The organism is Abyssibius alkaniclasticus (assembly GCF_020447305.1).
Classification (GTDB): domain Bacteria; phylum Pseudomonadota; class Alphaproteobacteria; order Rhodobacterales; family Rhodobacteraceae; genus Abyssibius; species Abyssibius alkaniclasticus.
The window spans coordinates 730,620-755,408 of record NZ_CP095732.1 but is presented as its reverse complement, the minus strand read 5'-3'; the positions used below and the strand labels follow the sequence as shown (position 1 = coordinate 755,408).

Here is a 24,789-nt window from a genome sequence, read left to right as displayed (position 1 = left end):
TATGGCAGCGTCCGCACCCGATTTTGCCGCCGTGCTGGCAGGGGCGGCGGCGCGCAGCGAGGCGCGTCTGGATGCCGAGCTGCCATCCGCCGCCGAAGGTCGTATCGCCAAGGCCATGCGCTATGCCGCGCTGGCCAAGGGCAAGCGGCTGCGCGGGTTTCTGGCGATCGAGGGTGCAGAACTGCACGGGCTCAGCCCCGACATTGGCGATGGTCTGGCCGCGGCCGTGGAATGCCTGCACGCCTATTCCTTGGTGCATGACGATCTGCCGGCAATGGATGATGACGATCTGCGCCGCGGCCTGCCGACCCTGCATGTCAAATGGGACGAGGCGACGGCAATTCTGGCGGGCGATGCGCTGCAGGCCGAAGCCTTTGACATTCTTGCCAACCTGAACGCGCCCAATGCGACTGGTTTGCTGAATGCCATCAAAGCACTGGCACATGCGGCGGGCGGGCGCGGCATGGTGCAGGGTCAGGCGCTGGATATTGCGGCTGAGTCCGCGACCGTGCCGCTGGGTCTGGATGACATCACGCATCTGCAATCACTCAAGACCGGCGCGCTGATCGGCTGGTCGGCCACGGCGGGGGCCGTGGTGGCGGGCGATGATCCATCGGCACTGGCCGATTATGCCGCCGCCATTGGCCTCGCCTTCCAGATCCATGATGATGTGCTGGATGTTGCGGGCGACGCCACGCTGGCCGGCAAGCGCCTTGGCAAGGACGAGGCGGCCGGAAAAGCCACCTTTGTTTCGCTGCTGGGGCTGGAGGCTGCACAGGGCCGCGCGCAACAGCTTTGCGCGCGCGCTTGTGACGCGCTTGCGCCTTATGGTAAGCGCGGCGATAATTTGCGTGCAGCCGCGCGCTATATCGTAACGCGCCGCTCATAACCGAAAGGCCCGAAGTGACCCAGCCCGACTCCATGCGCCCGGCAACCCCGTTGCTCGATACCGTTTCCAGCCCGGCCGACCTGAAGGGCATGAGCGCCGCGCAACTGCGCCAACTGGCCGACGAGCTGCGCGCCGAAACCATTTCGGCAGTGTCTGTCACCGGCGGGCATTTGGGCGCCGGGCTTGGCGTGGTGGAACTGACCGTGGCGCTGCACGCCATTTTCGATGCGCCGCGCGACAAGATCATTTTTGACGTTGGCCACCAGTGCTATCCGCATAAAATTCTGACCGGGCGGCGTGACCGCATCCGCACCTTGCGCAGCGGCGGCGGGCTATCGGGCTTCACCAAGCGCAGCGAAAGCCCGTATGACCCGTTTGGCGCGGCGCATTCCTCCACCTCTATTTCGGCCGCCCTTGGTTTTGCCGCAGCGCGCGAGCTTGGCGGCGCACCCGAGACCGGGGTTGGCGATGCCGTGGCGGTCATTGGCGATGGCGCGATGAGCGCCGGCATGGCGTTCGAGGCGCTGAACAATGCCGGGCATATGAACAAGCGGCTGTTTGTCATTCTGAACGACAACGAAATGTCGATCGCCCCGCCGGTGGGCGCGCTTTCGGCCTATCTGTCGCGCATTTACAGCCAGGAACCGTTTCAGGAGCTGAAATCCGCCGCCAAGGGCTTTGCGCAGCTTTTGCCGCCACCGCTGGCCGAAGGCGCGCGCCGCGCCAAGGAAATGGTCAAATCCCTGACCGTGGGTGGCACATTGTTTGAAGAGCTTGGCTTTTCCTATGTCGGCCCGGTCGATGGGCATGACATGGCCGCGCTGACCAGCATTTTGCGCACATTGCATGACCGCGCCGATGGCCCCGTTCTGCTGCATGTTCTTACAACCAAGGGCAAGGGCTATGCCCCTGCCGAGCAGGCCGCCGACAAGGGCCATGCGCGGGCGAAGTTCGATGTGCTGACCGGCGAGCAGGCCAAGGCCGCCCCGAATGCGCCAAGCTATACCAGTGTTTTTGCGCGTGCGCTGATCGCCGAGGCCGAGGCCGATAGCCGCGTCGTGGGCATCACCGCCGCCATGCCCGATGGCACCGGCATGGATAAATTCGCCGCCAAATTCCCGCGCCGGATGTTCGATGTCGGCATTGCCGAACAGCATGGCGTAACCTTCAGCGCCGGTCTGGCGGCTGGCGGGCTGAAACCGTTTTGCGCGATCTATTCGACCTTCCTGCAGCGCGGTTATGATCAGGTTGTGCATGATGTTGCCATCCAGCGCCTGCCGGTGCGCTTTGCGATCGACCGTGCCGGGCTGGTTGGCGCCGATGGGGCCACCCATGCCGGCAGCTTTGACATTGCCTTTCTTGCCAACCTGCCCGATTTCGTTGTGATGGCGGCGGCAGACGAGGCAGAGTTGATGCATATGGTTGCCACGGCGGCCAGCATCAACGACCGGCCCAGCGCCTTTCGTTTTCCGCGTGGCGAGGGTGTGGGGGTAGAGCTTCCGGCGCGCGGCTCGGTCCTGGAAATCGGCAAGGGCCGCGTGGTGCAGAAGGGTAGCCGCGTGGCGATACTGTCCTTCGGGGCGCGGCTTTCAGAATGCCAGCGTGCGGCTGAGGCGCTTGCCGCGCGCGGCATAACGCCCACCATTGCCGATGCGCGCTTTGCCAAACCGCTCGACACCGATCTGATTGATCGCTTGGCCGCTGAACACGAGGCGCTGATCACCATTGAAGAAGGTGCGATTGGCGGCTTTGGCAGCCATGTCGCCCAGCATCTGGCCGAATCCGGCGTGTTCGATACCGGGTTGAAATTCCGTTCGATGGTGCTGCCCGATACCTTCCTTGACCATGACAGCCCGGCGGCGATGTATAAGGCCGCCAGGCTCTCGGCCGCCGATATCGAGGCCAGGGTGTTGCATGTGCTGGGCATTGGCAACCTTGGGGCGGCGCGCGCCTAAACGCCTTGCACCAGTTGGTTGCGCGGGGTATCTGCTAGGCGCGCAATCGGGCGCCTATCTGGAAAGGCCGGCATGAAGCTTTTACGCTATGGACCCTTGGGGCAAGAGCGCCCCGGCATGATCGATGCCGAAGGCCGGATTCGCGACCTGTCCGACCATGTGACCGATTTTGGCGGCAGCACGGTGGCCATTTCCGCGCTGGAACGCCTGCACCGGCTGGACCCGGCCAATCTGCCGCTTGTCTCTGGCCAGCAGCGCATTGGCGCCTGCCTTGCCGATGCACCGAATTTTTATGCCATCGGGCGTAACTATGCCGCCCATGCCGCCGAAACCGGTTCCGATCTGCCGAACGAGCCACTGGTGTTCAACAAGGCCACGAGCTGCATTGCCGGCCCGTTTGATGCCGTGCCTTTGCCCAAGGGTAGCGACAGGATTGACTGGGAGATCGAGCTTGGCGTGGTCATCGGCGCGCCCACCTTCAATGTGTCGCGCCGCGAGGCGCTGTCGCATGTGGCGGGCTATTGCATTGTGAACGATGTATCGGCGCGCGATTGGCAGAAAGACCGTGGCGGCCAATGGGTCAAAGGCAAATCAGCCCCCGGTTTTGGCCCGATCGGCCCCTGGCTTGTCACGGCCGACGAGGTGCCAGACCCGCAGGCGCTGGCGCTGAACCTTAGCCTGAATGGCGAAATGCGCCAGGCGGCGCGCACATCCGATATGGTGTTCGATGTCGCGCATCTCATTTCCTATATGTCGGGGTTTCTTGCGCTGCGTCCGGGCGATATTATCGCCACCGGCACACCGGAAGGCGTGGGGCTGGGGGCAAAACCGCCGCGCTTTCTGGCCAAAGGCGATATTCTGCGGCTGGAAATTTCCGGCCTCGGGCGGCAGGAATATTCGGTTAAATAACCAGGCGGCGGCGATGGGTGATCGGCCCGCCGCCCTTGTGGGCAATGCGCGTTGCGGCCTCTTCCAGCGGCTCCACCGCCACCTGCATACTGTAAGCATTGGCATGGAGCAGGCTTTCACCATCGATCATGATGCCGACATGGCCGCGCCAGAAGACCAGATCGCCGCGTTTCAGCGGCCCGGTTACCGGCGCACCCAAAGCCTGTTGCATGTCGGAATCGCGCGGGGCGCTGTGGCCGGCGGCCTGTAGTGCCAGTTGCACAAGGCCCGAACAATCAAGCCCGGAATCCGACCGCCCGCCCCATAAATACGGCGCGCCGATGAATTTCACGGCAACGGCGACATGGTCCTTGGCCGGGCCGCTGGCCAGATGGCGGCTGAAAACGAAACCATCGGCGGTTTCTGAAAACTCGCCCTCGGTGCCTGTTACCGCCAGCCGCGCCCCAAAAGGCAGGCGCGCGCGTGTGGGCGATTTCAGGTCGGCCCGTTCATAGAGGAAACTGCCCTGCACGCAGACGCGGTGACCTGGCGCAAGCCACGGGCCAAGCGCATCTGCCGCCACCCAGCCCATATAGCCGCACGCGGCCTGCCCGTAGGTGAAACCGCCGTCATGGTCAAAGGGCGTAAAGGCTTCGCCCCATAGAAGCTGGTTTTCGCGCGCCCCATTCGCTGTGGCGGTTTGGTCGGCAATGGCCTGCAGGATGCGCTGCTTCTCGCCGGGCAGGCCGCGCATCGGGGTCAGCCGCGCATCGCTCATTTCAAATGCGCCTCGATCGCGGCAAGCATGGCGCGCGCGCCTTGCATTTCGCCACCTTTGGGGCGGGCGGGCAAGGCGGCGGGCACCCAGCCATAGAGGTCGAAATGCGTAAACACCTTCGCCTGTTCCACAAAGCGGCGCAGGAAAAGTGCAGCGGTGATCGACCCCGCCATGCCCCCGCCCGGCGCATTGTCCAGATCGGCGATGCCGGGCTCGATCATCGCCTCATAGGGGGTATGGAAGGGCATACGCCACAGCGGGTCGGCCCTGGTGGCCGCACCGGCGGCGATCTGCGCCGCAAAGCTGTCGTTATCGGTGTAAAACGGCGGCGTATCGGGGCCAAGGGCGACGCGCGCCGCGCCGGTCAGCGTGGCAAGCGACAACAGAATATCGGGGCATTCCTCATCGGCCAGTGCCAGCGCATCGGCCAGCACAAGCCGGCCCTCGGCATCGGTGTTGTTGATCTCGACCGTCAGCCCCTTGCGCGAGGTCAGAATATCTTGCGGGCGAAAGGAAGTGCCGGAGACCGCGTTTTCAACCGCAGGCACCAGCAGGCGCAGGCGCAGCGGCAGGTTCAGCTCCATGATCATCTGCGCAAGGCCAATGGCGGTGGCCGCCCCGCCCATATCCTTTTTCATCAGCCCCATGCTGGCACCGGGTTTCAGGTTCAGCCCGCCCGTATCAAAGCACACGCCTTTGCCGACAAGGGTCACTTTGGGGTGGGTCTCGTCGCCCCAGATCAGGTCAACCAGGCGCGGTGCAGTGGCGGCGGCGCGGCCAACCGCGTGGATCATCGGCAGGTTTTCCTTCAGCAGATCATCGCCGACAATGGCCGAAACCCTGGCCTTGTGGCGCTGGGCGAGCGCGGTTATTGCGGCTTCCAGCGCGGCGGGGGTCATATCATTGGCGGGGGTGTTGATCAGGTCGCGGGCCAGATAGGTGGCGCGCGCCTCAACCTCGATCCGCGCTGCATCAACGCCGTTGGGGGCCAGCAGCCGCGCGCCCTGGCTGCCCTGTTTGCGATACCGCTCGAACCGGTAAGCAGCCAGCAGCCAGGCCAGAGCCGATTCGGCGCGTTCACTTGCGTCCAGCCCATCGGCGAAACGATAATCGCCCGCGGGCAGTTTTGCGGCAACCGTTGCCATGTGGAAGCGCCCGCGCGCCCGCGTTGTCGCATCACCCCAGCCCGCCAGCACGGCGCGCAGGCTGCCATCGGTGTTCGGAATAAGCGCAAGCTCGCCCAGCTTGGCGGCAAAGCCCGCACCTTCAACCCATTTGCGCGCAGCCTCATCCAGCGCGGCCAGCGTTTGGGGCAGCATTTGCGGGGTAATGGCATGAATTGGCGTGGCATTTTCGGCGGTTGAAAAGCTGGCGGACATGGTGGCTCCTTTATGTTCGCGCGAAGTCTAGACCTTCACCTGCTCAAGGTGAAGCGCCGTGATGGGGTTGAATTCGGGCGCATTACACGGCACAGATAGGCAAGCAAAATTGTAGGGTTGATGATGAAACACGCAAAGCCGCTCCCGACATTTCTAAGCAAACGTTTCGCGGGCTGGAAGGCCACGACCTATCAGGAAAATTCCGCCTGGTATGCGCGTCTTGCCGATGAGGGCCAGCGCCCGCGCGCGATGATCATTTCGTGTTGCGACAGCCGCGTGCATGTGACCAGCATTTTCGGGGCGGAAACCGGCGAGTTCTTCATTCACCGCAACATTGCCAACCTCGTGCCGCCCTATCGCCCGGATGATGACCATCACGGCACCTCGGCGGCCATTGAATATGCGGTGAAGTTTCTGAAGGTCTCGAACCTGCTTGTGGTTGGCCATTCCAATTGCGGCGGCGTGGCCGCGTCGCATGATCTGTGCTGCGGCGAGGCTGAAGATCTGCGCACCAATTCCGAGTTCATCGGCCCCTGGGTCGAAATTCTCAAACCCGGCTTTGACAGGCTGGACCCGAATGAAAAAGACCGCGCCAAGCGCCTGACCCAGCTTGAGAAAAACGCCGTTGTCGTCAGCCTTGAAAACCTGATGACCTTCCCCTTCGTTGCCGATGCCGTCGAGGCGGGAACGCTCAGCCTGCACGGGCTGTGGAACGAAATCCGTGATGGCGGGCTGGAATGCTACAACCCCGCCGATAACGCGTTTCACCAGATCTAGGCACTGGCCCCGCGCAAGCGGGGCCAATGGGCGCTAGTTGCCATCCATGTAAAGTTCCTTATCCGATGGCCAGCCAAGCTCGTAGCCAAAGGTGATGGTTTGTTCTTGCCCGGGTGAAAGTGTCAAATCCCATGCGACAACGCCGCGTTTGCCGTCGACCTCGGTTGCGGAAATGCGCGGGTTGGCGGTGACATTCACGGTCAGGTCTTCCTGCTCCGATACCGGAACACGGTCGAGAATGCGCAGATCATAGGGCAGTCCGGTCACGTTTTCCGCCGTAATTTCAAACCGGTCGCCGCGCCGGTTGGACGAGGTGAACACGCCGGTATCGCCCTCTTCGCGCGACAGGATGCGCCGGCTCACAAGCAGGCCTTCTATTGCGCCAAAGGGCAGATCTATCGTTTTGCCGGCGGCGGTAAGCGGCAGTTGTGCCTCTCCGATCATCGCGCCATCGCGGAACAGGCGGGCATTGCCGGGCAGAAGAATCTCGCCGCTGCCATTGGTGATTTCCGCCATGTAAAAGGCGGTGGCATCGCTGGCCGGCACGGCAAGGGCGGTCACATCGACCTCCAGCGCCTTGCTGTCAAGCGCAAGCTGCACCTCGGTGCCATCGCCGGCCAAAGACACAGGGCTAGCCATATCATACACAACCGTCTGGCCCTGATAACGCGCAGCGAAAGGCTCGGCGCGCATTGCTTCTTCGACAATGATCGGCGCAGGCGCTGCGAAGGCGGTCGCACCCATTGCGTCGGAAAGGGCTTCGTTTTGAGTGGGAGGTTTAATGCGCGCGATTAGAGGGTAAATATCGCTAGGCGCCGATTGGTCGCTGGGGCGGGCCGTGGAAACAGTAAGTAAAATATTGTCCCAGTTTTCGCCAGTTTCTTGCGAAACTACAATGCTGCGATCAACATCCAGTGCAGGCGTTTCTTCCAAGCTAAGATTCACATCGTATACGGGCATCCAAAAGGCAAACTCTACCAGATAGCTTATCTCCAGTGTCCCCGATGTTGCCGCCTCGGCTGAAACCGCGATGGACAGGCGCGGGCTGTCATTTTCGGGCAACAGCAATGCGGCAAGGCGCTGGCGGGCATCGGCAAGCTCTTCGCGCAAATCGTTGGACTCGCCGCGCAAGGCGGTTGCATCTATCCGTGCTTGCAGGGCGGCAGCAAGTGCTGCGTTGGTCTCTTCGCCAATCATCGCGGCAATGGCGCGCAAATCCTCGGCGCTGGCGCTATCCAACTGGTCGGCGGCTTTGGATTGGCCGATGGCGTTCAAAAACGCGATCTGGGCTTCGGCGGCACGCTGGCGCTGGGTTGCGGCTTCAACCTCGTAATCCTTGGCCTGAACGGCGTCTTCAAGGCGCTCGATCTCGGCCTCTATCGCGCGGCTTTCGGGCGTAGAAACGGGTTCGCTTGGTGGCAGGTTGTCGCGGCGCATCTCGAATGTGCCAAGGGTAAAATCACCCGTGCCGACAATGCGCAGGGTTGAAAAATCAAACGCATCGGGCAGGTCGGCGATGATAAGCTGATGCGCACCTGCATCCATATCAAACGGCACCATGCGGGTGACTTTCGCACCCTGAGGGTAGACCGTAGCCGCCGTGATGGCGCTGTTGACCGGAATTTCTTCGGCCCAGGCCGCATGGGCCAAAAGCGCGATAATGCTGGTATAAACAAGGGTTTTCATGAGAATGGCTCCGCAATCATGGATTGCGCAAGCCTTGCCGACAATGGGCTGAAAAGCAAGCGGCGCCCGCAGGCGCCGCCAGTCATGCGCGGAAAGGCGCGCTTAGCCTTTTTTCAGCACACGGCGGCCCAGAAGTTCGGCGATTTGCACGGCGTTGAGCGCCGCACCCTTGCGCAAATTGTCAGATACGCACCACAGGTTGATGCCATTATCAATCGTCGGGTCCTGGCGGATACGGCTGATATAGGTGGCAAATTCGCCCACGCATTCGGTTGGGGTGACATAGCCGCCATCTTCGCGCTTATCGACCACCATGATCCCCGGGGCTTCGCGCAGAATGTCGCGCGCTTCGGCCTCGTCCAGATGGTCTTCAAACTCGATATTGATCGCCTCGGAATGGCCAACAAAGACCGGCACGCGCACGCAGGTTGCCGTGACCTTGATCTTCGGGTCAACGATCTTCTTGGTTTCGGCGACCATTTTCCATTCTTCCTTGGTCTGGCCGTCTTCCAGAAACACATCAATATGCGGGATCACGTTGAAGGCGATCTGCTTGGTGAATTTCTTGGACTCATATTCCTGACCGGGCACATAAATGCCCTTGGTCTGTAGCCAAAGCTCGTCCATGCCTTCCTTGCCAGCACCGGAAACCGACTGGTAGGTGCTGACCACAACGCGCTTGATGCGCGCACGGTCATGCAGGGGTTTCAGCGCCACAACCATTTGCGCGGTGGAACAGTTGGGGTTGGCGATGATGTTCTTGTTTTTATACTGCTCAATGGCGTCCGGGTTCACCTCGGGCACGATCAGCGGCACAAGCGGGTCATAGCGGTAAAGCGAGCTGTTATCGATCACCACGCAGCCAGCCTTGGCGGCGATGGGCGCGTATTTTTTGGTGGCCTCGGACCCCACGGCAAACAGCGCAATGTCCCAGCCGGTGAAATCAAACCCGTCCAGATCCTGGGTGGTCAGGGTTTTATCGCCAAAGCTGCATTCGGTGCCCAGCGAACGGCGCGAAGCCAGCGCGGCGATCTTGGCGACGGGAAATTCCCGTTCGGCCAGAATGTTCAGCATTTCGCGGCCCACATTGCCCGTGGCGCCAACGACGACGATATTATAGCCCATTACGCGATTCTCCTGAAAACAAGGGGCGGATGCGAGGCGGTTCTAACGGGTGTTGTGCCAAGATAAAACGCCAAAAGCGATTCTTGCGCCAAATCGCAGCTTTCGGGGCCAATGGGTGCCCGGCCTACAGGCTGCGCGGCAGGTAGCGCAGCGCGGTCAGCCCCATTGCGCCCATCAGCGCCGCCAGCGCCAGGAACACGCCGGTAAAGCCTGCAAGGCCAAACAACGCGGCGTATACCAGCGGTGGAATCAGCTCGGAAACATCCAGATAGGTGCGGTAAACCGTGGTCATTTGCGGGCGCTCATGGGCGCGGACGGCGCGCAGAAACGGCACCGGGCCAAGCCCGTCCATCACCGAAACAAAGAAGGAGGCCACGACAAGCAGAATGCCGGCGGCCAGCGCGTTATTGGCGGCGAAAAGCGCGGTTGGCACAAGCGCAAGGGCTGCACATATTTGCGCGCCCGCCAGAATGCGGCGCACGCTGTAGCGCCGCGCAATGCGCTCAACAAAGATATTGGTGAACAGCATCAGGTTGCCAAATGCTACAATCGCGCCCGCCGTGGTGGCCGAATAGCCGCCTTCGAGCATCAGAATCGGGGTATAGATGAAAAACGTCACCCAAAAGGACGAGCGTGAAAAGGCAATCGCCCAGGCCAGCCGCAGGCGTGGTTGGGCCACAAAGCGCGGCACGGCCGATAACGGGTTGATCACCCGTGCCGCGCCTGCTTTTGCGGCGCGTATGGGCAGTTTCTCGTTCAGCCGCACCATCCAGAACACCGCAAACAGCGCCACCGCCGCCCCGGCGCTGAACAGGGTCGGGGCCAGCACCCCGTAGCTGCCATAGGACCAGGCACCGATGAACGGCGCCGCCGTCCAGGCGATTGTGGCAATGGCATAACGCTGCGGTTCCGAGCGCACCAATTGCTGTTTGCGGATATTGTCCATGATGTAAAGGTTGAGCGTGATGTTCAGCAGCGCCGCCCCGAAAGTGCGCAACAGCATGGCCAGAACCATGCTCCACCCCATGCCCATATTGAGCAACAGCGCGCAGGCCGCCAGCAACAGCGCGCCCAAAGAATAGGTCCAGCGGCGCGACAGGTGGCGGATGAGGCTGGGAATGGTGAAGCTCAGCGCCAGCGCAACAAGCGACACAGCCGTATAGGCCAGCGATACGCTTTGCTTGTCACCGAAAATCCCATAGGCGACCAGCGGCATGACCGTGGCCAAAGTCGCCCGCGATACGGATTCGACGAAAAACAGCAGCGTAAAGGTCCACGCGCCGGGCTGGGCGCTGAAAACCCAAACCGGATGACGCACATGCAAAGCCATATAACAACCTTCAAGCCAGTGCCTTCATCTGGCCTGAAATGCGCGCGCGCTCTTGCCCGTTCGCGGCGCGAATCGCGTATTCGCGACCTTATTGGGATGGGCATGTGGCGGGACTGGTCGGAGTGAGAGGATTCGAACCTCCGACCCCCTGCTCCCGAAGCAGGTGCGCTACCAGGCTGCGCTACACTCCGACGCAACGGGATTTAGTGAGAATCGCAAGGCGGCACAAGTGGGAAATAGTCCAGGAAATTGCGAAACCGCCCCGAAACAGCAACGAAAACACTTTGCGAAAACGCAAAACGCATTAGAATACGCGAATTCGTAAATAAATTTGGAGCTTAGAATGGCTGGTATCAGTGCAACGCAACTTGTGTATCCGACAGAATTGACCGATGCCGATTGGCAGAAGAAAAAGGGCAAACTGGGCAAGCTCACCTCGACAGGCCTGGGTGCGGTGCTGAAAAGTGCCGAAGCGGCCTGGAAGAAGGTTGATGTCAATCAGCTCAACCCGGCGATGACCCCGTCAAAAACCCGCGAGCAACTGGCTGAAAAGGTGAAGGCGTGCAAAACCTATTACGCCTCGAAGGTTGTGCCAATCAGCAAGGAAATGGACAATATTGTCAAGGCAGCGAAAGACGCACAGGCCAAGCTGAACAAGGCGGTCACCGGCAAATCCGCCGCCAAAGCCGCAGCGGCAGTGCAAAAAGCGGCCGAGACTTTCCGCGTATCGTTGAAAAGCGTCGATCTTCAGGCGGCGATTGACAAGGTTTTGGCCGATATCAAGCGCAAGGAAGATCTGGCGGCAAAGAATCTTGCGCCAATGCTCAAGCAGTTTGCGGCCTCCAGCAAGGTGTTTCTAAGCAAGCCAAGCAAGGCAAGCTGGGGGGACAATATCAAACAGCAGGGCCGCAGCGTTTCAAACCAGATTGCGCAGCTACCGGCCTATCGCGATGAATTCTGGAAAGATTGGGTCAAGCTCAAGGGCTTCGATCTTGGCACGATCGGCATTGACAGCGATGAGCCGGCCGACGTGGCCAAAATGGTCAAGCTGGTGAAAATCGCACAGCAACAGGTGGGCAAAATCGCCGCCTTCAAGCCCAAGTAAGCTGCTTGCGGGGTCGGGTAAGCCGACCCCGCAACGCCCTGCACAACCCATCTCGTATATGCATGAGATGGGCTAGGCTGCCGTTGCTGCCAGGCAAAGCTGCCTGAGGCTGTGCAATTGTTGCAATAGATGCGCCCTGTCGCGCGCCGTTCGGCCCATTGCCTTGGCCGCATGTTGCACGAAATCGGCCAATGCGTCTGCATCCAGCCCGTTTCGCGCCAGTGCCGCATGGTGCGGCTTCAGCAGATCTGCGATCAGCAGGCGGAATGTCTCGGCGGCGGCGTCCATCTCTGCCTTGCCAGAGGCGTTGAAACCGTCGATCAGATCCTGCGCATTGGGCATTTGTGCGACAAGGTCAAAGCCTGTCACCGTCAGGTTATGCAACACGATATCGAGCTGGCCGCCAAGGTCATGCACATTGCGCAGCGCCTTTGTGCTGTCGGCCAAAGCGGCGCTGGCAAAAGCGCGGATCAGCGCCCGCAGCACCTCGTCCTTGTTCTTGTAGGCATTGTAGAGCGTTTGGCGGCTTATTCCCGCCTCCTGCGCGAGGTCAGCCATGCTGGTGCGCTTCACGCCATAGCGCGAAAACATCCGCATTGCGGCGTTCAGGATATTGTTTTCGGTTTTTATCATGATCGGCATATTGACATTCAGCCAATAATTGTCAATTAGACAAATGAACAGAAATTGTCCAAAGGTCATGTCATGCCGCTTGTCAGCGAAAAAACCCGTATCATCCTGAAACTCTTCACCCCGCAACGCCGCAAGCCAAACCCGCGCCATGCGCTGGCGGCCGCCGAGCGCGACCTTGCTGGCAAGACGATTGTCTTTACCGGCGGCACCGATGGAATTGGTCGCGTGGCGGTTGAGATGCTGCACCAGATGGGCGCGCATGTGGTGGTGCCTGGCCGCGATGCCGCCAAGGGCAAGGCGCTGCTTGCCGCGCTTGCCGCGCGCGGCGGTCGTGGCAAAGCCAGCTTTGAGCCTTGCGACCTGGCCGATCTGCAAAGCGTGAAAGACTGCGCCGCGCGCATTCTGGCCGCGCAGAGCCGCATAGATGTGCTGGTCAACTGCGCGGGCATCAACGCGATGAGCGATGTGCCAACCAAAGATGGTTTTGCGATGAACTGGTCGGTCAACTATCTGGCCCCGGTGCTGCTGACGCGGCTATTGCTTGACCGGCTGCGCGACGCGGCACCGGCGCGCATTGTCAACCTGACAACCGACACCGCCTATCTGGATGTGATCGACCTTGAGACGATGGAAACCGACCCGGACCTTGGCCAGAAGGACAGTTATGCCGCCTCGAAACTGGCATTCGAGATGTTTTCGGTCGATCTGGCGCAAAGCCTTTCGGGCAGTGGTGTTACCGTCAACCTTCAGCATCCGGGCTATATCCGGTCCAACCTGCTGCGCAATCTGCGCGGGGCCGAGAGGGTGATGCAGGGCGTGATGCGCATCATGGCCTCGCCAACCGAGGTGGGGGCCGACCGGATTGTGCGTCAGGTGGCCGCGTCAGGATTCAACGGCGTTTCGGGCGTGCTGATCGCCGAGGACACGCAACGCGCGCATCATTCCGAAGTGGGGATTGCGGCAAAGCGCCAGCGGCTCGCCGCGTTTACCGACAGGATTCTGGCGCGCTGGCTGTAGGGCGGCAACAGGCGGAAAAACAAAAGGCCACCGCATTGGTGGCCCCTTGTATCATGGCTTGGCGGTGGCTACTGGCTTGCGGCCAGTGCTGCCACAATCGCGTCGCCCATTTCGGTGGTGCTGATCGCCGTGCCACCTTGCGGGCCAAGCAAATCGGCCGTGCGCGCGCCACCGGCCAGCACTTTCTGAACCGCACCTTCCAGCAAGGTGGCGGCTTCGCCCTCGTCAAACGAATAGCGCAGCGCCATTGCAAAGCTCAGGATGCAGGCAATCGGGTTGGCCTTGCCCTGCCCGGTAATATCGGGGGCGGAACCATGCACCGGCTCATACATCGCCTTCGGGCGCCCATTCGCCATTGGTGCGCCAAGGCTGGCGCTGGGCAACATGCCAAGCGAGCCGGTCAGCATGGCGGCGCAATCGCTCAGCACATCGCCAAACAGGTTATCGGTGACGATCACGTCAAACTGCTTGGGCCAGCGCACAAGCTGCATGGCACCGTTATCGGCATACATATGGGAAAGTTCGACATCGGAGTATTCGTTGTCATGCACCCATTGCACCTCTTCGCGCCACAGAATGCCGCTTTCCATGACATTGGCCTTTTCCATCGAACAAAGCTTGTTGTTGCGCTTGCGCGCCAGCTCGAAGGCCGCGCGCGCCACGCGTCGGATCTCCTCGGTGGTGTAACGCTGGGTGTTGATACCCACGCGCCCGCCCTCATTATCGGGGAAAATGCCGCGCGGTTCGCCGAAATACACACCCGAGGTGAGTTCGCGCACGATCATGATATCGAGCCCGGCAACCACATCGCGCTTCAGGCTCGAAAAATCGGCCAGCGCATCAAAGCATTGCGCGGGGCGCAGGTTGGCAAACAAATCCATTTCCTTGCGCAGGCGCAGCAGGCCACGCTCGGGCTTTACGCTGAAATCGAGCGCATCGTATTTCGGGCCGCCAACCGCACCCAGCAGCACGGCATCGGCGGCCTGGGCCCTGGCCATCGTGTCATCATGCAAGGGCGTGCCATGCGCATCATAGGCGGCGCCGCCCACAAGGTCTTCTTCCACATCAAATTTCAGCCCGCGCGCATCGCCAAACCAGGTGATGACCTTGCGGACCTCGGCCATGACTTCCGGGCCGATCCCGTCGCCGGGGAGAATGAGCAATGATGGGTTGGACATGATGCACCTGATCTGTTGGAAATACAGGCGCAGGGCTAGCCAATTGGGCTGGGCGCGTCAAGCCAGCAGGTGGCGCGCCAGCATATCCCAGGCCTTGCGCACCCGTGGATTGCGCAGCAAATCGGCTTGCGCCACCAAATGTGCCGGCAGCACGGGCAATGGCGTGTCGGGCAAAATTTGCACAAGGCCGGGGGTTTGCTGGCCAAGGCGCAGCTGCATGGCTCCAATGCCAAGGCCGGCAGCGATCAGCGCCATGTAATGCACATCGGAATCGCTGCGGGCCACAAAATGCGCGCGGTTAACCGGCAGGCCCATGCTGGTCATGAAATCGATGATACGTGTATCGGTATCATAGCCGACAAGGTCATGGGCCAGCATTTCGGCAGCGGTTACGGGCACACCCCGCCGCGCCAGATAGGTTTCATGCGCGAACAGGCCAAGCTTTATTTCACCCAAAAAGCGCACGACCATATCGGGCGCGGTCGGGCGAAACATGCGGATGGCGATATCGGCCTTGCCGAACAGCAGGCTTTCAACGCTGTCGCTTGGCACGACATCATAGCTGATGCGCGGCTCGTCCAGCCGCATTTTCGCCAGCGCGCGCGGCAGTTGATTGAGCGCAACGGTGGTGGATGCGGTGATGCGCACCGTGCCCTGCACCCCTGCCCTGAAGCCGCTTGCCGCCAGCTTCAGCCGCGCCGCTGCTTCCGCCATCTGGTGCAATTGCGGCAGCAAGGCCGTGCAGGCTTCACTTGGCTGCAACCCCTTTGGATGGCGCGCAAACAGCGTGCAGCCAAGCGCGGCTTCGGCGGCATGAATCTGCCGCCCCAAAGTGGGCTGGCTGGTGCCAATGGCGCGCGCAGCAGCAGATAGCGAGCCATGTTCGGCCACCGCGCGCACGGCGCTAAGCAAGGCCCAGTCGAGGTGATCTACATTATCCATTCATAAATGAATAGCAGATGGTTTCTTCTGTGCAATTTCAATTCGCACATGCATGGATATTCTGGTGCCAGTCAAAAGGAGACGATCATGAACACGGTTTTGATTTTGGGCGCATCGGGCAATTTCGGCAGCCATGCGGCGGCGGCATTTTCCAGGGCTGGCTGGCAGGTGCGGCGCTATAAGCGTGGCAGCGATATTGCCGCCGCCGCACAGGGGGTTGATGTTGTGGTGAACGCGATGAACCCGCCGGGCTACAGGAACTGGGCCAAATTCCAGCCCGAAATTGCCGCGCTTGGCCTAAAGGCTGCGCGCGTGTCGGGGGCCACGCTGCTGGTGCCGGGCAATGTTTACAACTTTGGCACCGCAGCCGCCCCCTGGGGGGTGGATACGCCACAGCGCCCGCAGACACGCAAAGGCAGAATTCGCGTGGCGATGGAGCAAAGCCTGCGCGACGCGACCGATGTGCAGGTGATCATTTTGCGCGGCGGTGATTTCATTGCCGATGGCGGTGGGCAGGGTGTGTTCGGGCTGGTGGTGGCAAAGCAGCTTGGCAAGGGCGTGGTCACCGCGATGGGCGACATGAACGCCGCCCATGCCTATGCCTATCTGCCCGATATGGCCCGCGCCGCCGTGGAGCTGGCCGCAGCCCGCGACAGCCTGCCGCGCTTTGCCGATATTCCCTTTGCGGGCCACAGGCTGAGCATTCGGCAAATCGCCGATACATATGCAGCGCTGTTGAACCGTTCGATGCGCATCAAACCCTTTGGCTGGTGGATGCTGCGCCTTGCTTCGCCCTTCATGGTGCTGGCGCGGGAATTGCTGGAAATGCGCTATCTGGCAAGCCACCCGCATTGGATGGAAAACACCGAACTGCGCCGCTATCTGCCGGATTTCAAGCCGACCACGACCGAAGCGATGCTTTCGGCGGCCATGCCCGCTAGTCTAGCGCCACATCCAGCCAGACCAGCCGATGCGCGGTCCTAGTGCCCTCGACGGCGCCCGCGACACCGCCATCGACAATGCGAAACCGGGCCGAGGGCAGGATATAGTCTACCCGCATCGGCGGCAGACCCGCCCAAAAGGCAGTGGGCTGGTCAAGTGCGGCAGGGTTGATCAGGCGCGGGTCGGCCAGCAGCGCGCGCATCGCGGTCTTGATGCCATCACCCGCATCCGGGTCGGCGTTAAGATCCCCGAGAATGATGAAGGGTGCATCGCCCGGCGGGCTGGAATTGCCCGCATCATCGGCAAGCGGCGCGCCGTTCAGATAATGCTGCCAGAAGGCGATTTCGTCATTGTTGCGCAAACGGTTGCGTTGCTCCGGCCCATCAAATGTGGGCGGAGTCGGGTATGAAATGAGCAAATTCACATCACCCGCCGGTGTCTGCGCGGTCACTTGCCAATGCCCACCCGATGACAGGCGAAGCTGCGCGGCAGTTTCCGCATCTGGAAACGGTGCATTGCCACGTTGCGGCATTCGGGCATTGGGCAGGTCGGCCCAGCGCAATTTGGTCCAACGGCGCGAAACCGCGAGCGGATAGCGCGACAGCAGCACCGTGGAATCATGGCCCGGATAGCGCCCGAAGCCCCAATTATCGCCCCAGCCGTTCAATTGCCCATCGCCATCAAGGTCCAGCCCCGACGGCATTCCCGCATTGCCAACCAGCGCAAGCGCGCTGGAATAATTCAACCCCGCCGCGGCCAGACGGGCCTGAAAAGCCGCAAGGCTTTGGCCCGCATAATCATTGTCAAACCCGACGAGCAGCAGAATATCGGCATTGCGCTGCACAAGGTCTTGCAGGATCGCCGCAATTTCAGGGCCGTCCTTGCGGATCTCGGCCAGCAAAAGCCCCGGCCCGTCCCGGTCGAGCGCGACATTCCAGTTCACAACACGCAGGGTTTCGGCCTGACAGGCCAGGCCAAGCCAGCTCAAAAACAGCGCAAGCCTGATCAAAGCTGTTTGGCCTGCCGCAAGATCCGGTTGATTTTCAGGATCGCCGCACCGCGGATGATCAGCGAGGCAGGCACAAAGGCCCAGAGCGTGGCCAGCCAGATCACCGATTGCGGCTCGCGCAGCAGGTTACTGCCCAGTGTATTGCTGGCCAGCGGCAAAACATAGGGCGCGGCATACAGCACCAGCGGCGCGAAAATGATGTTCAACATCCCGTCGCGATACAGCCGCCGTTCGGTTTTCCCGACCTCGGAAGGTTCAAAATTCGGCATGTTGACCCAGAGGTTGAAGCCCGCCCGGTCGACCGGCCAGCGCGACAGCCACAGCAAGGCCGCGAACACCACCGAAAGGCCGATGGCCGTGACCATTGCCAGCGACATGACCACCCCAAGCCGCGAAAGCTGGCCGGGGGTAAGCGTATCGGCGAACATTTCCAGGGTCATGCGCACGGGGCTGCCCGGCATTTCGGCAAGAAAGGCGAATTTCGCGCCAAACTCCACCATCGGCCCGCCAAGCGTGAGGTCGCGGAAGTAGAACGCAATGAGCAAAAGCTCGGTGGCAATAATCGCCACGCGCATCCGGTTATAGGGGGGCGCAAAACGAAAATCGACGAAACCGGGAGATTTCGCCGCATATTCAAAGATCGTAAAGGCGGCAACCACACCGCCCGCGATCAGGGAAAGTTCGCGGGCGTTGAGCGTGGTATTGGGCAATATAAACGCCGGAAGCGCGATGATGAAGATCACCACCGCGGCTCGAAATACTGCGCCGATCAAGCGATTCAGCACCGTGTCCCCCTTATATTGCCGCCTTCATCGGGCAGCTTCAGACCCAGGGCGCCGCCGTTTTGTAGCGGTCTTCAAAGCCCCCGATCGCATCCACCTTTTGCAGCGTGAGGCCAATATCATCAAGCCCGTTGATCAGGCAGTGTTTCTTGAACGCATCAACCTCGAACCCGATCTCGCCGCCATCCGGCCCAGTAATCACCTGGTTTTCAAGGTCAACACTTACCACTGCATTCGCGCCACGCCGCGCATCATCCATCAGTTTATCGACATCTTCTTGCGGTAACACAATTGGCAGAATACCGTTTTTGAAACAGTTATTATAAAAGATATCAGCAAAACTGGTTGAGATCACAACACGAATGCCGAAATCAAGCAAGGCCCAAGGCGCGTGTTCACGCGAAGACCCGCAGCCAAAGTTCTCGCCCGCCACAAGAATCTGGGCGTTGCGATAGGCGGGCTGGTTGAGAACGAAATCAGGAATCTCGCTGCCATCCTGATTGAAACGCATCTCGTCAAACAGGTTCACCCCAAGGCCCGAACGCTTGATGGTTTTGAGGAACTGTTTGGGGATGATCATGTCGGTATCGACATTCACAAGCGGCATGGGCGCGGCCACGCCAGTGATTTTGGTGAATTTTTCCATATTTGGTTTCCTCAATTAAGCGGTCAGGCAACGGATCGCCTGAACTGTGTAGCGGAAGCTTTTCGACCGGTTGTTTTTGGGGTCCATATGCTTGGCGATGGCTTGGGCGCCCTTGATTTCCGTATAGCCGTCACGGAGTTTGCGCAGCTCCGCCTTTGGATTGGGCTGGCTGTCAGGGTCGCAGGTTTTCAAACGCTTAGGTATGGGCTTTGTCAGATGCCTTGAACTGTCTAAAGCATTTGTATCGCCAATGAACCAGCCCTCCAGCATCTGACAAACGACGCGGACGCGGGCCCTCCCTGCCAGTCCTGCACGATTGATCATTTCGACAAGCCTAGCTTTGTGCTCCGCGCAATTGCCGTTGTCATTGTCACGCAGGATCAGCACTTTCGTATCGCGCTCCTTCGATACGGCACGTAACTGGGCAGGAAGGCTCTTCTCCATGTTCCCCACCCCATCGAAAGCGATGATTTGCACATCTCGGCGATCAACCGCAAGCTTGGGCAAGAGAGCGTTGAGTGTTTCCTTCATCGAAGGTTCTTCGGTAAAAATTATGAGTGTCATGTAGGATGCGCGCCTTTGAACCAGCCCTCGCGCCAAAGCCAGCCTGGCTTTTGACCCTCGGTGAAAAGATTGCGAAGCCTTTCGTTGTCGGACGCCTTGTGCACCGTTGTGAAACCTGCCTCCTTCCTCAGCCAGAAGATGGAGTCCAAGGGAACGCTCGACAGAAAGTCAGGCGAATGGGTTGTGACAAAGACTTGAGCTCCGGATCTCCGAGCTGTGCAGTAGGCTGCAATCTCTTCCGCCAAAACGGGCAAAAGGCTGGGATAAAGCTGGTTCTCTGGTTCCTCGATGCACAAAAGCGGATGTGGATCGGGATCTTTCAGCAACGCGAGATAGGCAAACATCTTGATCGTGCCATCCGACACATAGCGCGCGAGAAACCCTTTGTCGAAGGCAGCATCCCTGAATCGCAGCGCGATGCGCCCGTCGCCCGTGTCTTCGGGGGAGACTTCCGCAACGCCGGGAACACGTTCTTGCATGGTTCTCAGCAAGTCTTGAAAAGTCTCTCTGTGGTCCTCCGCTAGGTATTGCGCGTAGAGTGCAAGATTTGAGCCGTCCTCGTTCAGATGTTCCGCCGGCGCTGCGTCTGGTTCAGGGCGAGCCTTGTCGATATGGAAATCGCTTACTGTCCACCCCTCTATCAGTTCGCGCAATTGGCTAACAGCTGGGAATCGTTTTAAATTGCCCAGGGCTTTTAGAGCCAAAATATCAGAGGAATCGAGGGTTTCTTCATCGCGCTCCAATTCGCTTTCCGGCACCGGATGCCCGTTATCGTCAGTGCGGTCGACAACGGCGCTGCCTCTACCATCTTTAAAGTCGAGGAAATTGAAAGGTGCCCCATAGCTTCCGCGTTTCCAACTGAGGCGTTCGGCGCGAACCTGGATTTTGCGGTCTACCTCTCCGACCCCCAGCATATAAGTAACGCGCCGGGTTAGATTTTCGGCAACATCAAGTTCGACTTTCAATTCAATATCGATCGTTTCGTTTTCGTGCCCGCGTGAGACCAGTTGCCCAAAGCCCGCGCGCTTTTGGACGGCCATTTTCGCATTTCCCGAAAGGCAGTCCTTTAGGAACCCAAACACGTCGATAAGTGTGGTCTTCCCGGTTCCATTCGCGCCAATGAACACAGCAAAAGGCGGGATATCCTTTATAGTGATATCTCTTAGACTTTTAAAGTTTTTCACGCGAATGGAATGAATCCGCATTACATCATCTCCCGCACATCGGTCAGTTTTCCGGTAATCGCCGCTGCAGCCGCCATAGCGGGGCTCATCAGGTGTGTGCGGCCGCCGCGGCCCTGGCGGCCTTCGAAGTTGCGGTTGGAGGTGGCGGCGCAACGTTCGCCCGGCGCAAGCTGGTCGGGGTTCATGGCAAGGCACATGGAACAGCCCGCAAGGCGCCATTCGAAACCGGCATCGATGAAAACCTGTGCCAGCCCCTCTTCTTCGGCCTGGGCGCGCACAAGGCCCGAGCCGGGCACGACCATTGCGCGCATCCCGTCCTTGATTTTCTTGCCGCGCAGAATTTCGGCGGCGGCGCGCAAATCCTCGATCCGGCCATTGGTGCAGGAGCCGATGAAGACGGTATCAATCGCGATATCGGTCAGCTTCTGGCCAGCGGTCAGGCCCATATAGTCAAGGCTGCGCTGGGCGGCCTCGACCTTGCCACCCTTGAACGAGGTGGGCGCGGGCACCGAAGCGGTGATCGGCAGCACATCTTCGGGGCTGGTGCCCCATGTCACAACGGGGGCGATATCTTCGCCTTTCAGGGTGACAACCTTGTCCCAATGCGCATCATCATCGGAAAACAGGGTTTTCCAATAGGCGAGCGCGGCATCCCAGGCGGCCCCTTTCGGGGCATGGGGGCGGCCCTGACAATAGGCGAAGGTTTTCGCGTCCGGCGCGATCAGGCCAGCGCGCGCGCCGCCCTCGATCGCCATGTTGCACACCGTCATGCGGCCTTCCATCGAAAGATCGCGGATGGCCTGGCCGCAATATTCGATGACATAGCCGGTGCCGCCCGCCGTGCCGGTGGCGCCGATGACCGATAGCGTAATGTCCTTGGCGGTGACTCCGGGGCGCAGCTTGCCGGTGATTTCCACCTTCATGTTCTTGCCCTTGCGCTGAATCAGCGTTTGCGTGGCCAGAACATGCTCCACTTCCGAGGTGCCGATGCCATGCGCCAGCGCGCCAAAGGCGCCATGCGTTGCGGTGTGGCTGTCGCCGCAGACCACGGTCATGCCTGGCAGGGTCCAGCCCTGTTCGGGGCCAACGATATGCACAATGCCCTGGCGCACGTCGGAGACAGGGTAGTAATGGATGCCGAAATCACGTGCGTTCTTGTCCAGCGCATCCACCTGAATGCGGCTGTCTTCGGTCATTGTGGCGGCATTGGCGCGGTCAAGCGTGGTGGGCACGTTATGGTCGGGCACGGCGATGGTTTTTTCGGGCGCGCGCACGGGGCGGTTGGCCATGCGCAAACCTTCAAAGGCCTGCGGGCTGGTCACTTCATGCACGAGGTGACGGTCGATATACAAAAGGCAGGTGCCATCGGTGTCTTCTTGCACCAGATGGGCATCCCAGATTTTATCATAGAGCGTTTTGGGGGCGGTCATAGCGGGTTCCTGTTCAGGAAATTAAAACTGAAAGCGATGCGGCAGGGCCGTTCAGCCCGCAGCGCAAAGCACCAAAGTTTCGGCGTGGAACCGCCACGGCAGGCGGTTACGGTCGGCAATGTCAAAAACACGTTTCATGGCTAACGGATACAGAAATTCGCCAGCAGCGGCAAGCCTTGCTCGCGACGGGTGAACCGGGAGGGTCTGGCGCTTTACAGCCCGAGTGCTGCGGCAAAACCGGGATGGGGGCGAAGGCCACCGGCGCGAAGGCCCCGCCGGCTTGGCAAGGGTTTGTAAAGCCGCGCCTGCACCGCCGGGTCATCTGCGGCGATCACACCCAAATGCACCAGCACGGCCGCCATTGCCGCTTCGGATGCGCGCGTGGCCCCGTCTTCGATTTTGATCGCAACGCCAACACCCATGTCAGGCAGGATGGCCAGAAACACGCCTTCGGCCCCGGTCTTGATGGCGGCGCGGCCCTTGGCGGCAACCATCAATTCGGCACAGGCGCGCCCTTCGCCGGAAACAAGCAGCGGATGCGCCATCATTGCGCAAACGAGGCTGCGCGCCGCGTTGCCGCGCGCCTTGCCCAGCGTATCGGGGCGCGCCATTGCGCTGGCGGCGCGCGCCAGCCCGGCCATTGTGCAGGCAAAATTCGGGGCCGAGCAGCCATCAATCCCGTGGCCGGGGCTGGTTTCGCCGGTCATCTCCTCAAACGCCTGTTTGATGGCGATCTGCACCGGATGGTCTATTTCTATGTAATCGGCATGGCCGTGCAGATGCGCGTTCAGCGTTAGAAACCCGGCATGTTTGCCCGAGCAGTTGTTGTGCAGCTGACAGGGGCTTTGGCCTGCATCATGCAGCGCGAGCCGGTCTTCAACCGCATCGGGCTGCTGGGGGCCGCAGCGCAGATCTGTCTCGCTCAGGCCAAGCCCTTTCAGCCACGCCTCAACCCGTTTGGTATGGATTTGCGCGCCGTTATGGCTGGCGCAAGACAGCGCAAGCTGCTCGCTGGTCAGACCGGCGCTGGCCGCAGCCCCGGATTCGATAAGCGGCAGCGCCTGGATCATTTTGCACGACGAGCGCGGGTAGATCACCGCATCGGCATCGCCCCAGCAGGCGCGGAGCCCGCTTTCATCGGCGATCACCACATGGCCGCGGTGCAGCGATTCCGGCAGATCACCCCGCCATGCCTCGACCAGTTTGAAGCTGTCAGCCACATTATCCCCCAATGCGCATGAATCAGCCCAAACAGGCCCGCGCGGTAATATTTTTGAGCAAAGGGCTGGAAAAACCCCGTTGAGTGGCGATAAGTTACGCCCCATCGAACAGGAAACACAAGCGCTGCGAGCAACCATAAAAATCGGCCGCAGTCGTGCAGGAAAGGGCGAAGATGCAGGCGCGGACACTCGGGCTGTTGGGCGGGCTATTGGGCATTCTGATGCCCGCAATGGCCGCTGCACAGTCGCTTGAACTTATTGGTGTGCAGGAAGACTGGCGGATTTATCGTGACAATGACGCCGGGCCATCCTGTTTTATCTATTCCGAACCGTCAAGCTGGAGCGCCGCCCGCGATGGCCAGCCTGTAAGCGTCGAGCGCGGCGACATTCGCCTGTTCATCAACCTGTTCGCCGATTCGCCCGGTGTGACCGAGCCGAGCTTTCGCGCCGGCTATACGCTGACAACCGATTCGCCCGCCACGGTGACCATTGGCGGCGCAGAAACACCGCTTTACCCCAATGCCGCCTATTGCACACAAGATGGCGCCATTGATCGCTGCGACCAATATGCCTGGACCGAACCCGATGACGATGCCGGGCTGGTTGCCGCCATGAAAGGCGGGCGCGAAGCGGTTGTGACGGCCCGCTCGCAGCGCGGCACGATCACCACCGATACCTTTTCCTTGACCGGGTTTACCGCTGCGTTGAATGATGCCATTCAAGCCTGTTCACAATAGACCGAGGCAGAAGATTGATGAAGATTTTGAGCGTTGACGTGCAAAAAATGCTGGCCGCGGCCCTGTTCGGGCTGGTGGCCAGCGCCGGAGCGGGTGCCGCCCAAGAGGCGACCCTGACCGAATCCTCGACCGACTGGGCCATCTATGTGGTGGAAAATCCGAAAGAATGCTTCATCGTATCGGCCCCGACCACCTGGCGGGCCGAACGCGGTGGCCAGGCCGTGGATGTGCGCCGCGACGATATCCGCTTTTATGTTTCGGTCATACCCAGCGAGAATGTCACAAACGAGCCAAGCTTCAAGGCGGGCTACCCGCTTCGCAATGACGGCACGGTTGAAATGCGCATTGGCAGTGACAGCTTCACGCTATTCCCCAATCCCGATATCAACCCCGAATATGCCTGGTCAAAACCCGAAGATGACAGCGGGCTGATCGCCGCCATGCGCGGCGGTGCCGAGGCGTTGGTGACCGGCGTTTCGCAGCGCGGCACCACCACGTTTGATACATTTTCGCTGATCGGTTTTACCGCCGCAATCGAACGCGCGCAGGAGCTTTGCGCCAGCTAGGCGACCTGCCCTGCCGCCCCCTTCACC

General features: G+C 60.6%; 24 protein-coding genes and 1 tRNA gene. 9 read left to right on the top strand and 16 right to left on the bottom strand.

All coding sequences use genetic code 11. The features are described 5' to 3' along the window. The first annotated feature begins 1 nt into the window (after window position 1). The 3 genes from LGT41_RS03915 to LGT41_RS03905 all read left to right on the top strand — a co-directional run bounded on the left by LGT41_RS03915 (window position 2) and on the right by LGT41_RS03905 (window position 3,753). Window positions 2–889, top strand: coding sequence for a polyprenyl synthetase family protein (locus LGT41_RS03915; RefSeq protein WP_274128727.1), 888 nt, complete (start codon window positions 2–4; stop codon window positions 887–889). Between the two features lie 32 nt (window positions 890–921). Continuing rightward, complete coding sequence (dxs, locus tag LGT41_RS03910) at window positions 922–2,844, top strand: 1-deoxy-D-xylulose-5-phosphate synthase (RefSeq protein ID WP_274129658.1); 1,923 nt, start codon at window positions 922–924, stop codon at window positions 2,842–2,844. A 72-nt stretch (window positions 2,845–2,916) separates the two neighbouring features. Then, a complete protein-coding gene (locus tag LGT41_RS03905; protein ID WP_274128726.1) occupies window positions 2,917–3,753 on the top strand; it encodes a fumarylacetoacetate hydrolase family protein in 837 nt (278 codons plus the stop codon). Here LGT41_RS03905 and LGT41_RS03900 read toward each other — a convergent pair. Together LGT41_RS03900 and LGT41_RS03895 are read right to left on the bottom strand one after the other, a co-directional pair. Then, window positions 3,746–4,510 carry a C40 family peptidase gene (locus LGT41_RS03900; protein ID WP_274128725.1) on the bottom strand — a complete coding sequence of 255 codons (765 nt, stop codon included), beginning with the start codon at window positions 4,508–4,510 and terminating at the stop codon, window positions 3,746–3,748. The two genes, LGT41_RS03905 and LGT41_RS03900, sit on opposite strands and share 8 nt — an antisense overlap. After that, window positions 4,507–5,889: a leucyl aminopeptidase family protein gene (locus LGT41_RS03895; RefSeq protein ID WP_274128724.1), complete on the bottom strand. Its 1,383-nt coding sequence runs from the start codon at window positions 5,887–5,889 to the stop codon at window positions 4,507–4,509. The genes LGT41_RS03900 and LGT41_RS03895 overlap by 4 nt, the downstream gene beginning before the upstream one ends. Window positions 5,890–6,012: 123 nt before the next feature. On the opposite strand from LGT41_RS03895, the gene LGT41_RS03890 reads away from it, so the two are divergent. After that, window positions 6,013–6,666 (top strand): carbonic anhydrase, encoded by a 654-nt coding sequence (locus LGT41_RS03890; RefSeq protein ID WP_274129656.1) that lies wholly within the window; start codon window positions 6,013–6,015, stop codon window positions 6,664–6,666. A gap of 33 nt (window positions 6,667–6,699) precedes the next feature. On the opposite strand, the gene LGT41_RS03885 is transcribed toward LGT41_RS03890, so the two are convergent. The 4 genes from LGT41_RS03885 to LGT41_RS03870 all read right to left on the bottom strand — a co-directional run bounded on the left by LGT41_RS03885 (window position 6,700) and on the right by LGT41_RS03870 (window position 10,998). Continuing rightward, window positions 6,700–8,352, bottom strand: coding sequence for a DUF4139 domain-containing protein (locus tag LGT41_RS03885; RefSeq protein ID WP_274128723.1), 1,653 nt, complete (start codon window positions 8,350–8,352; stop codon window positions 6,700–6,702). A 102-nt stretch (window positions 8,353–8,454) separates the two neighbouring features. Continuing rightward, entirely contained in the window at window positions 8,455–9,477 is a 1,023-nt protein-coding gene (locus tag LGT41_RS03880; RefSeq protein ID WP_274128722.1) for an aspartate-semialdehyde dehydrogenase, read from the bottom strand. 124 nt (window positions 9,478–9,601) lie between these two features. Beyond that, window positions 9,602–10,807, bottom strand: a complete 1,206-nt coding sequence (locus LGT41_RS03875; protein WP_274128720.1) for an MFS transporter — start codon at window positions 10,805–10,807, stop codon at window positions 9,602–9,604. Between the two features lie 114 nt (window positions 10,808–10,921). Beyond that, window positions 10,922–10,998, bottom strand: a tRNA-Pro gene (locus LGT41_RS03870). Window positions 10,999–11,150: 152 nt separating this feature from the next. Here LGT41_RS03870 and LGT41_RS03865 point away from each other — a divergent pair. Continuing rightward, on the top strand, window positions 11,151–11,912 hold the full coding sequence (locus LGT41_RS03865) for a hypothetical protein (RefSeq protein WP_274128719.1): 762 nt from the start codon (window positions 11,151–11,153) through the stop codon (window positions 11,910–11,912). A 72-nt stretch (window positions 11,913–11,984) separates the two neighbouring features. Here LGT41_RS03865 and LGT41_RS03860 read toward each other — a convergent pair whose 3' ends face one another. Continuing rightward, entirely contained in the window at window positions 11,985–12,554 is a 570-nt protein-coding gene (locus LGT41_RS03860; RefSeq protein WP_274128718.1) for a TetR/AcrR family transcriptional regulator, read from the bottom strand. Between the two features lie 63 nt (window positions 12,555–12,617). On the opposite strand from LGT41_RS03860, the gene LGT41_RS03855 reads away from it, so the two are divergent. Beyond that, window positions 12,618–13,562 (top strand): SDR family NAD(P)-dependent oxidoreductase, encoded by a 945-nt coding sequence (locus LGT41_RS03855; protein WP_274128717.1) that lies wholly within the window; start codon window positions 12,618–12,620, stop codon window positions 13,560–13,562. A gap of 68 nt (window positions 13,563–13,630) precedes the next feature. Here the strand turns inward: LGT41_RS03855 and leuB are convergent, their stop codons facing one another. Further along, on the bottom strand, window positions 13,631–14,740 hold the full coding sequence (gene leuB / locus LGT41_RS03850) for a 3-isopropylmalate dehydrogenase (protein WP_274128716.1): 1,110 nt from the start codon (window positions 14,738–14,740) through the stop codon (window positions 13,631–13,633). A gap of 57 nt (window positions 14,741–14,797) precedes the next feature. Then, the gene (locus tag LGT41_RS03845; RefSeq protein ID WP_274128715.1) at window positions 14,798–15,682 is read right to left on the bottom strand and encodes a LysR family transcriptional regulator; all 885 of its coding nucleotides are present in this window, start codon (window positions 15,680–15,682) and stop codon (window positions 14,798–14,800) included. A gap of 87 nt (window positions 15,683–15,769) precedes the next feature. Here LGT41_RS03845 and LGT41_RS03840 point away from each other — a divergent pair, with 87 nt between their 5' ends. Then, a complete protein-coding gene (locus LGT41_RS03840) occupies window positions 15,770–16,666 on the top strand; it encodes a Rossmann-fold NAD(P)-binding domain-containing protein (protein WP_274128714.1) in 897 nt (298 codons plus the stop codon). Here the strand turns inward: LGT41_RS03840 and LGT41_RS03835 are convergent. The 7 genes from LGT41_RS03835 to LGT41_RS03805 form a co-directional block, all read right to left on the bottom strand. Next, window positions 16,620–17,633: an endonuclease/exonuclease/phosphatase family protein gene (locus LGT41_RS03835; protein ID WP_274128712.1), complete on the bottom strand. Its 1,014-nt coding sequence runs from the start codon at window positions 17,631–17,633 to the stop codon at window positions 16,620–16,622. The two genes, LGT41_RS03840 and LGT41_RS03835, sit on opposite strands and share 47 nt — an antisense overlap. Continuing rightward, a complete protein-coding gene (locus LGT41_RS03830) occupies window positions 17,630–18,418 on the bottom strand; it encodes a hypothetical protein (protein WP_274128711.1) in 789 nt (262 codons plus the stop codon). The genes LGT41_RS03835 and LGT41_RS03830 overlap by 4 nt, the downstream gene beginning before the upstream one ends. Window positions 18,419–18,455: 37 nt before the next feature. Next, window positions 18,456–19,061, bottom strand: a complete 606-nt coding sequence (leuD, locus tag LGT41_RS03825) for a 3-isopropylmalate dehydratase small subunit (protein WP_274128710.1) — start codon at window positions 19,059–19,061, stop codon at window positions 18,456–18,458. Window positions 19,062–19,076: 15 nt separating this feature from the next. After that, a complete protein-coding gene (locus LGT41_RS03820) occupies window positions 19,077–19,592 on the bottom strand; it encodes a DUF4276 family protein (RefSeq protein ID WP_274128709.1) in 516 nt (171 codons plus the stop codon). Between the two features lie 29 nt (window positions 19,593–19,621). After that, entirely contained in the window at window positions 19,622–20,830 is a 1,209-nt protein-coding gene (locus LGT41_RS03815; protein WP_274128708.1) for an AAA family ATPase, read from the bottom strand. Next, window positions 20,830–22,239 carry a 3-isopropylmalate dehydratase large subunit gene (gene leuC / locus LGT41_RS03810; RefSeq protein ID WP_274128707.1) on the bottom strand — a complete coding sequence of 470 codons (1,410 nt, stop codon included), beginning with the start codon at window positions 22,237–22,239 and terminating at the stop codon, window positions 20,830–20,832. The genes LGT41_RS03815 and leuC overlap by 1 nt, the downstream gene beginning before the upstream one ends. Window positions 22,240–22,451: 212 nt before the next feature. Next, complete coding sequence (locus tag LGT41_RS03805; RefSeq protein ID WP_274128706.1) at window positions 22,452–23,459, bottom strand: asparaginase; 1,008 nt, start codon at window positions 23,457–23,459, stop codon at window positions 22,452–22,454. Window positions 23,460–23,632: 173 nt separating this feature from the next. On the opposite strand from LGT41_RS03805, the gene LGT41_RS03800 reads away from it, so the two are divergent. Both LGT41_RS03800 and LGT41_RS03795 read left to right on the top strand, forming a co-directional pair. Then, window positions 23,633–24,196: an invasion associated locus B family protein gene (locus LGT41_RS03800; protein ID WP_274128705.1), complete on the top strand. Its 564-nt coding sequence runs from the start codon at window positions 23,633–23,635 to the stop codon at window positions 24,194–24,196. Between the two features lie 17 nt (window positions 24,197–24,213). Then, a complete protein-coding gene (locus tag LGT41_RS03795; RefSeq protein WP_274128704.1) occupies window positions 24,214–24,762 on the top strand; it encodes an invasion associated locus B family protein in 549 nt (182 codons plus the stop codon). Window positions 24,763–24,789: the final 27 nt, after the last annotated feature.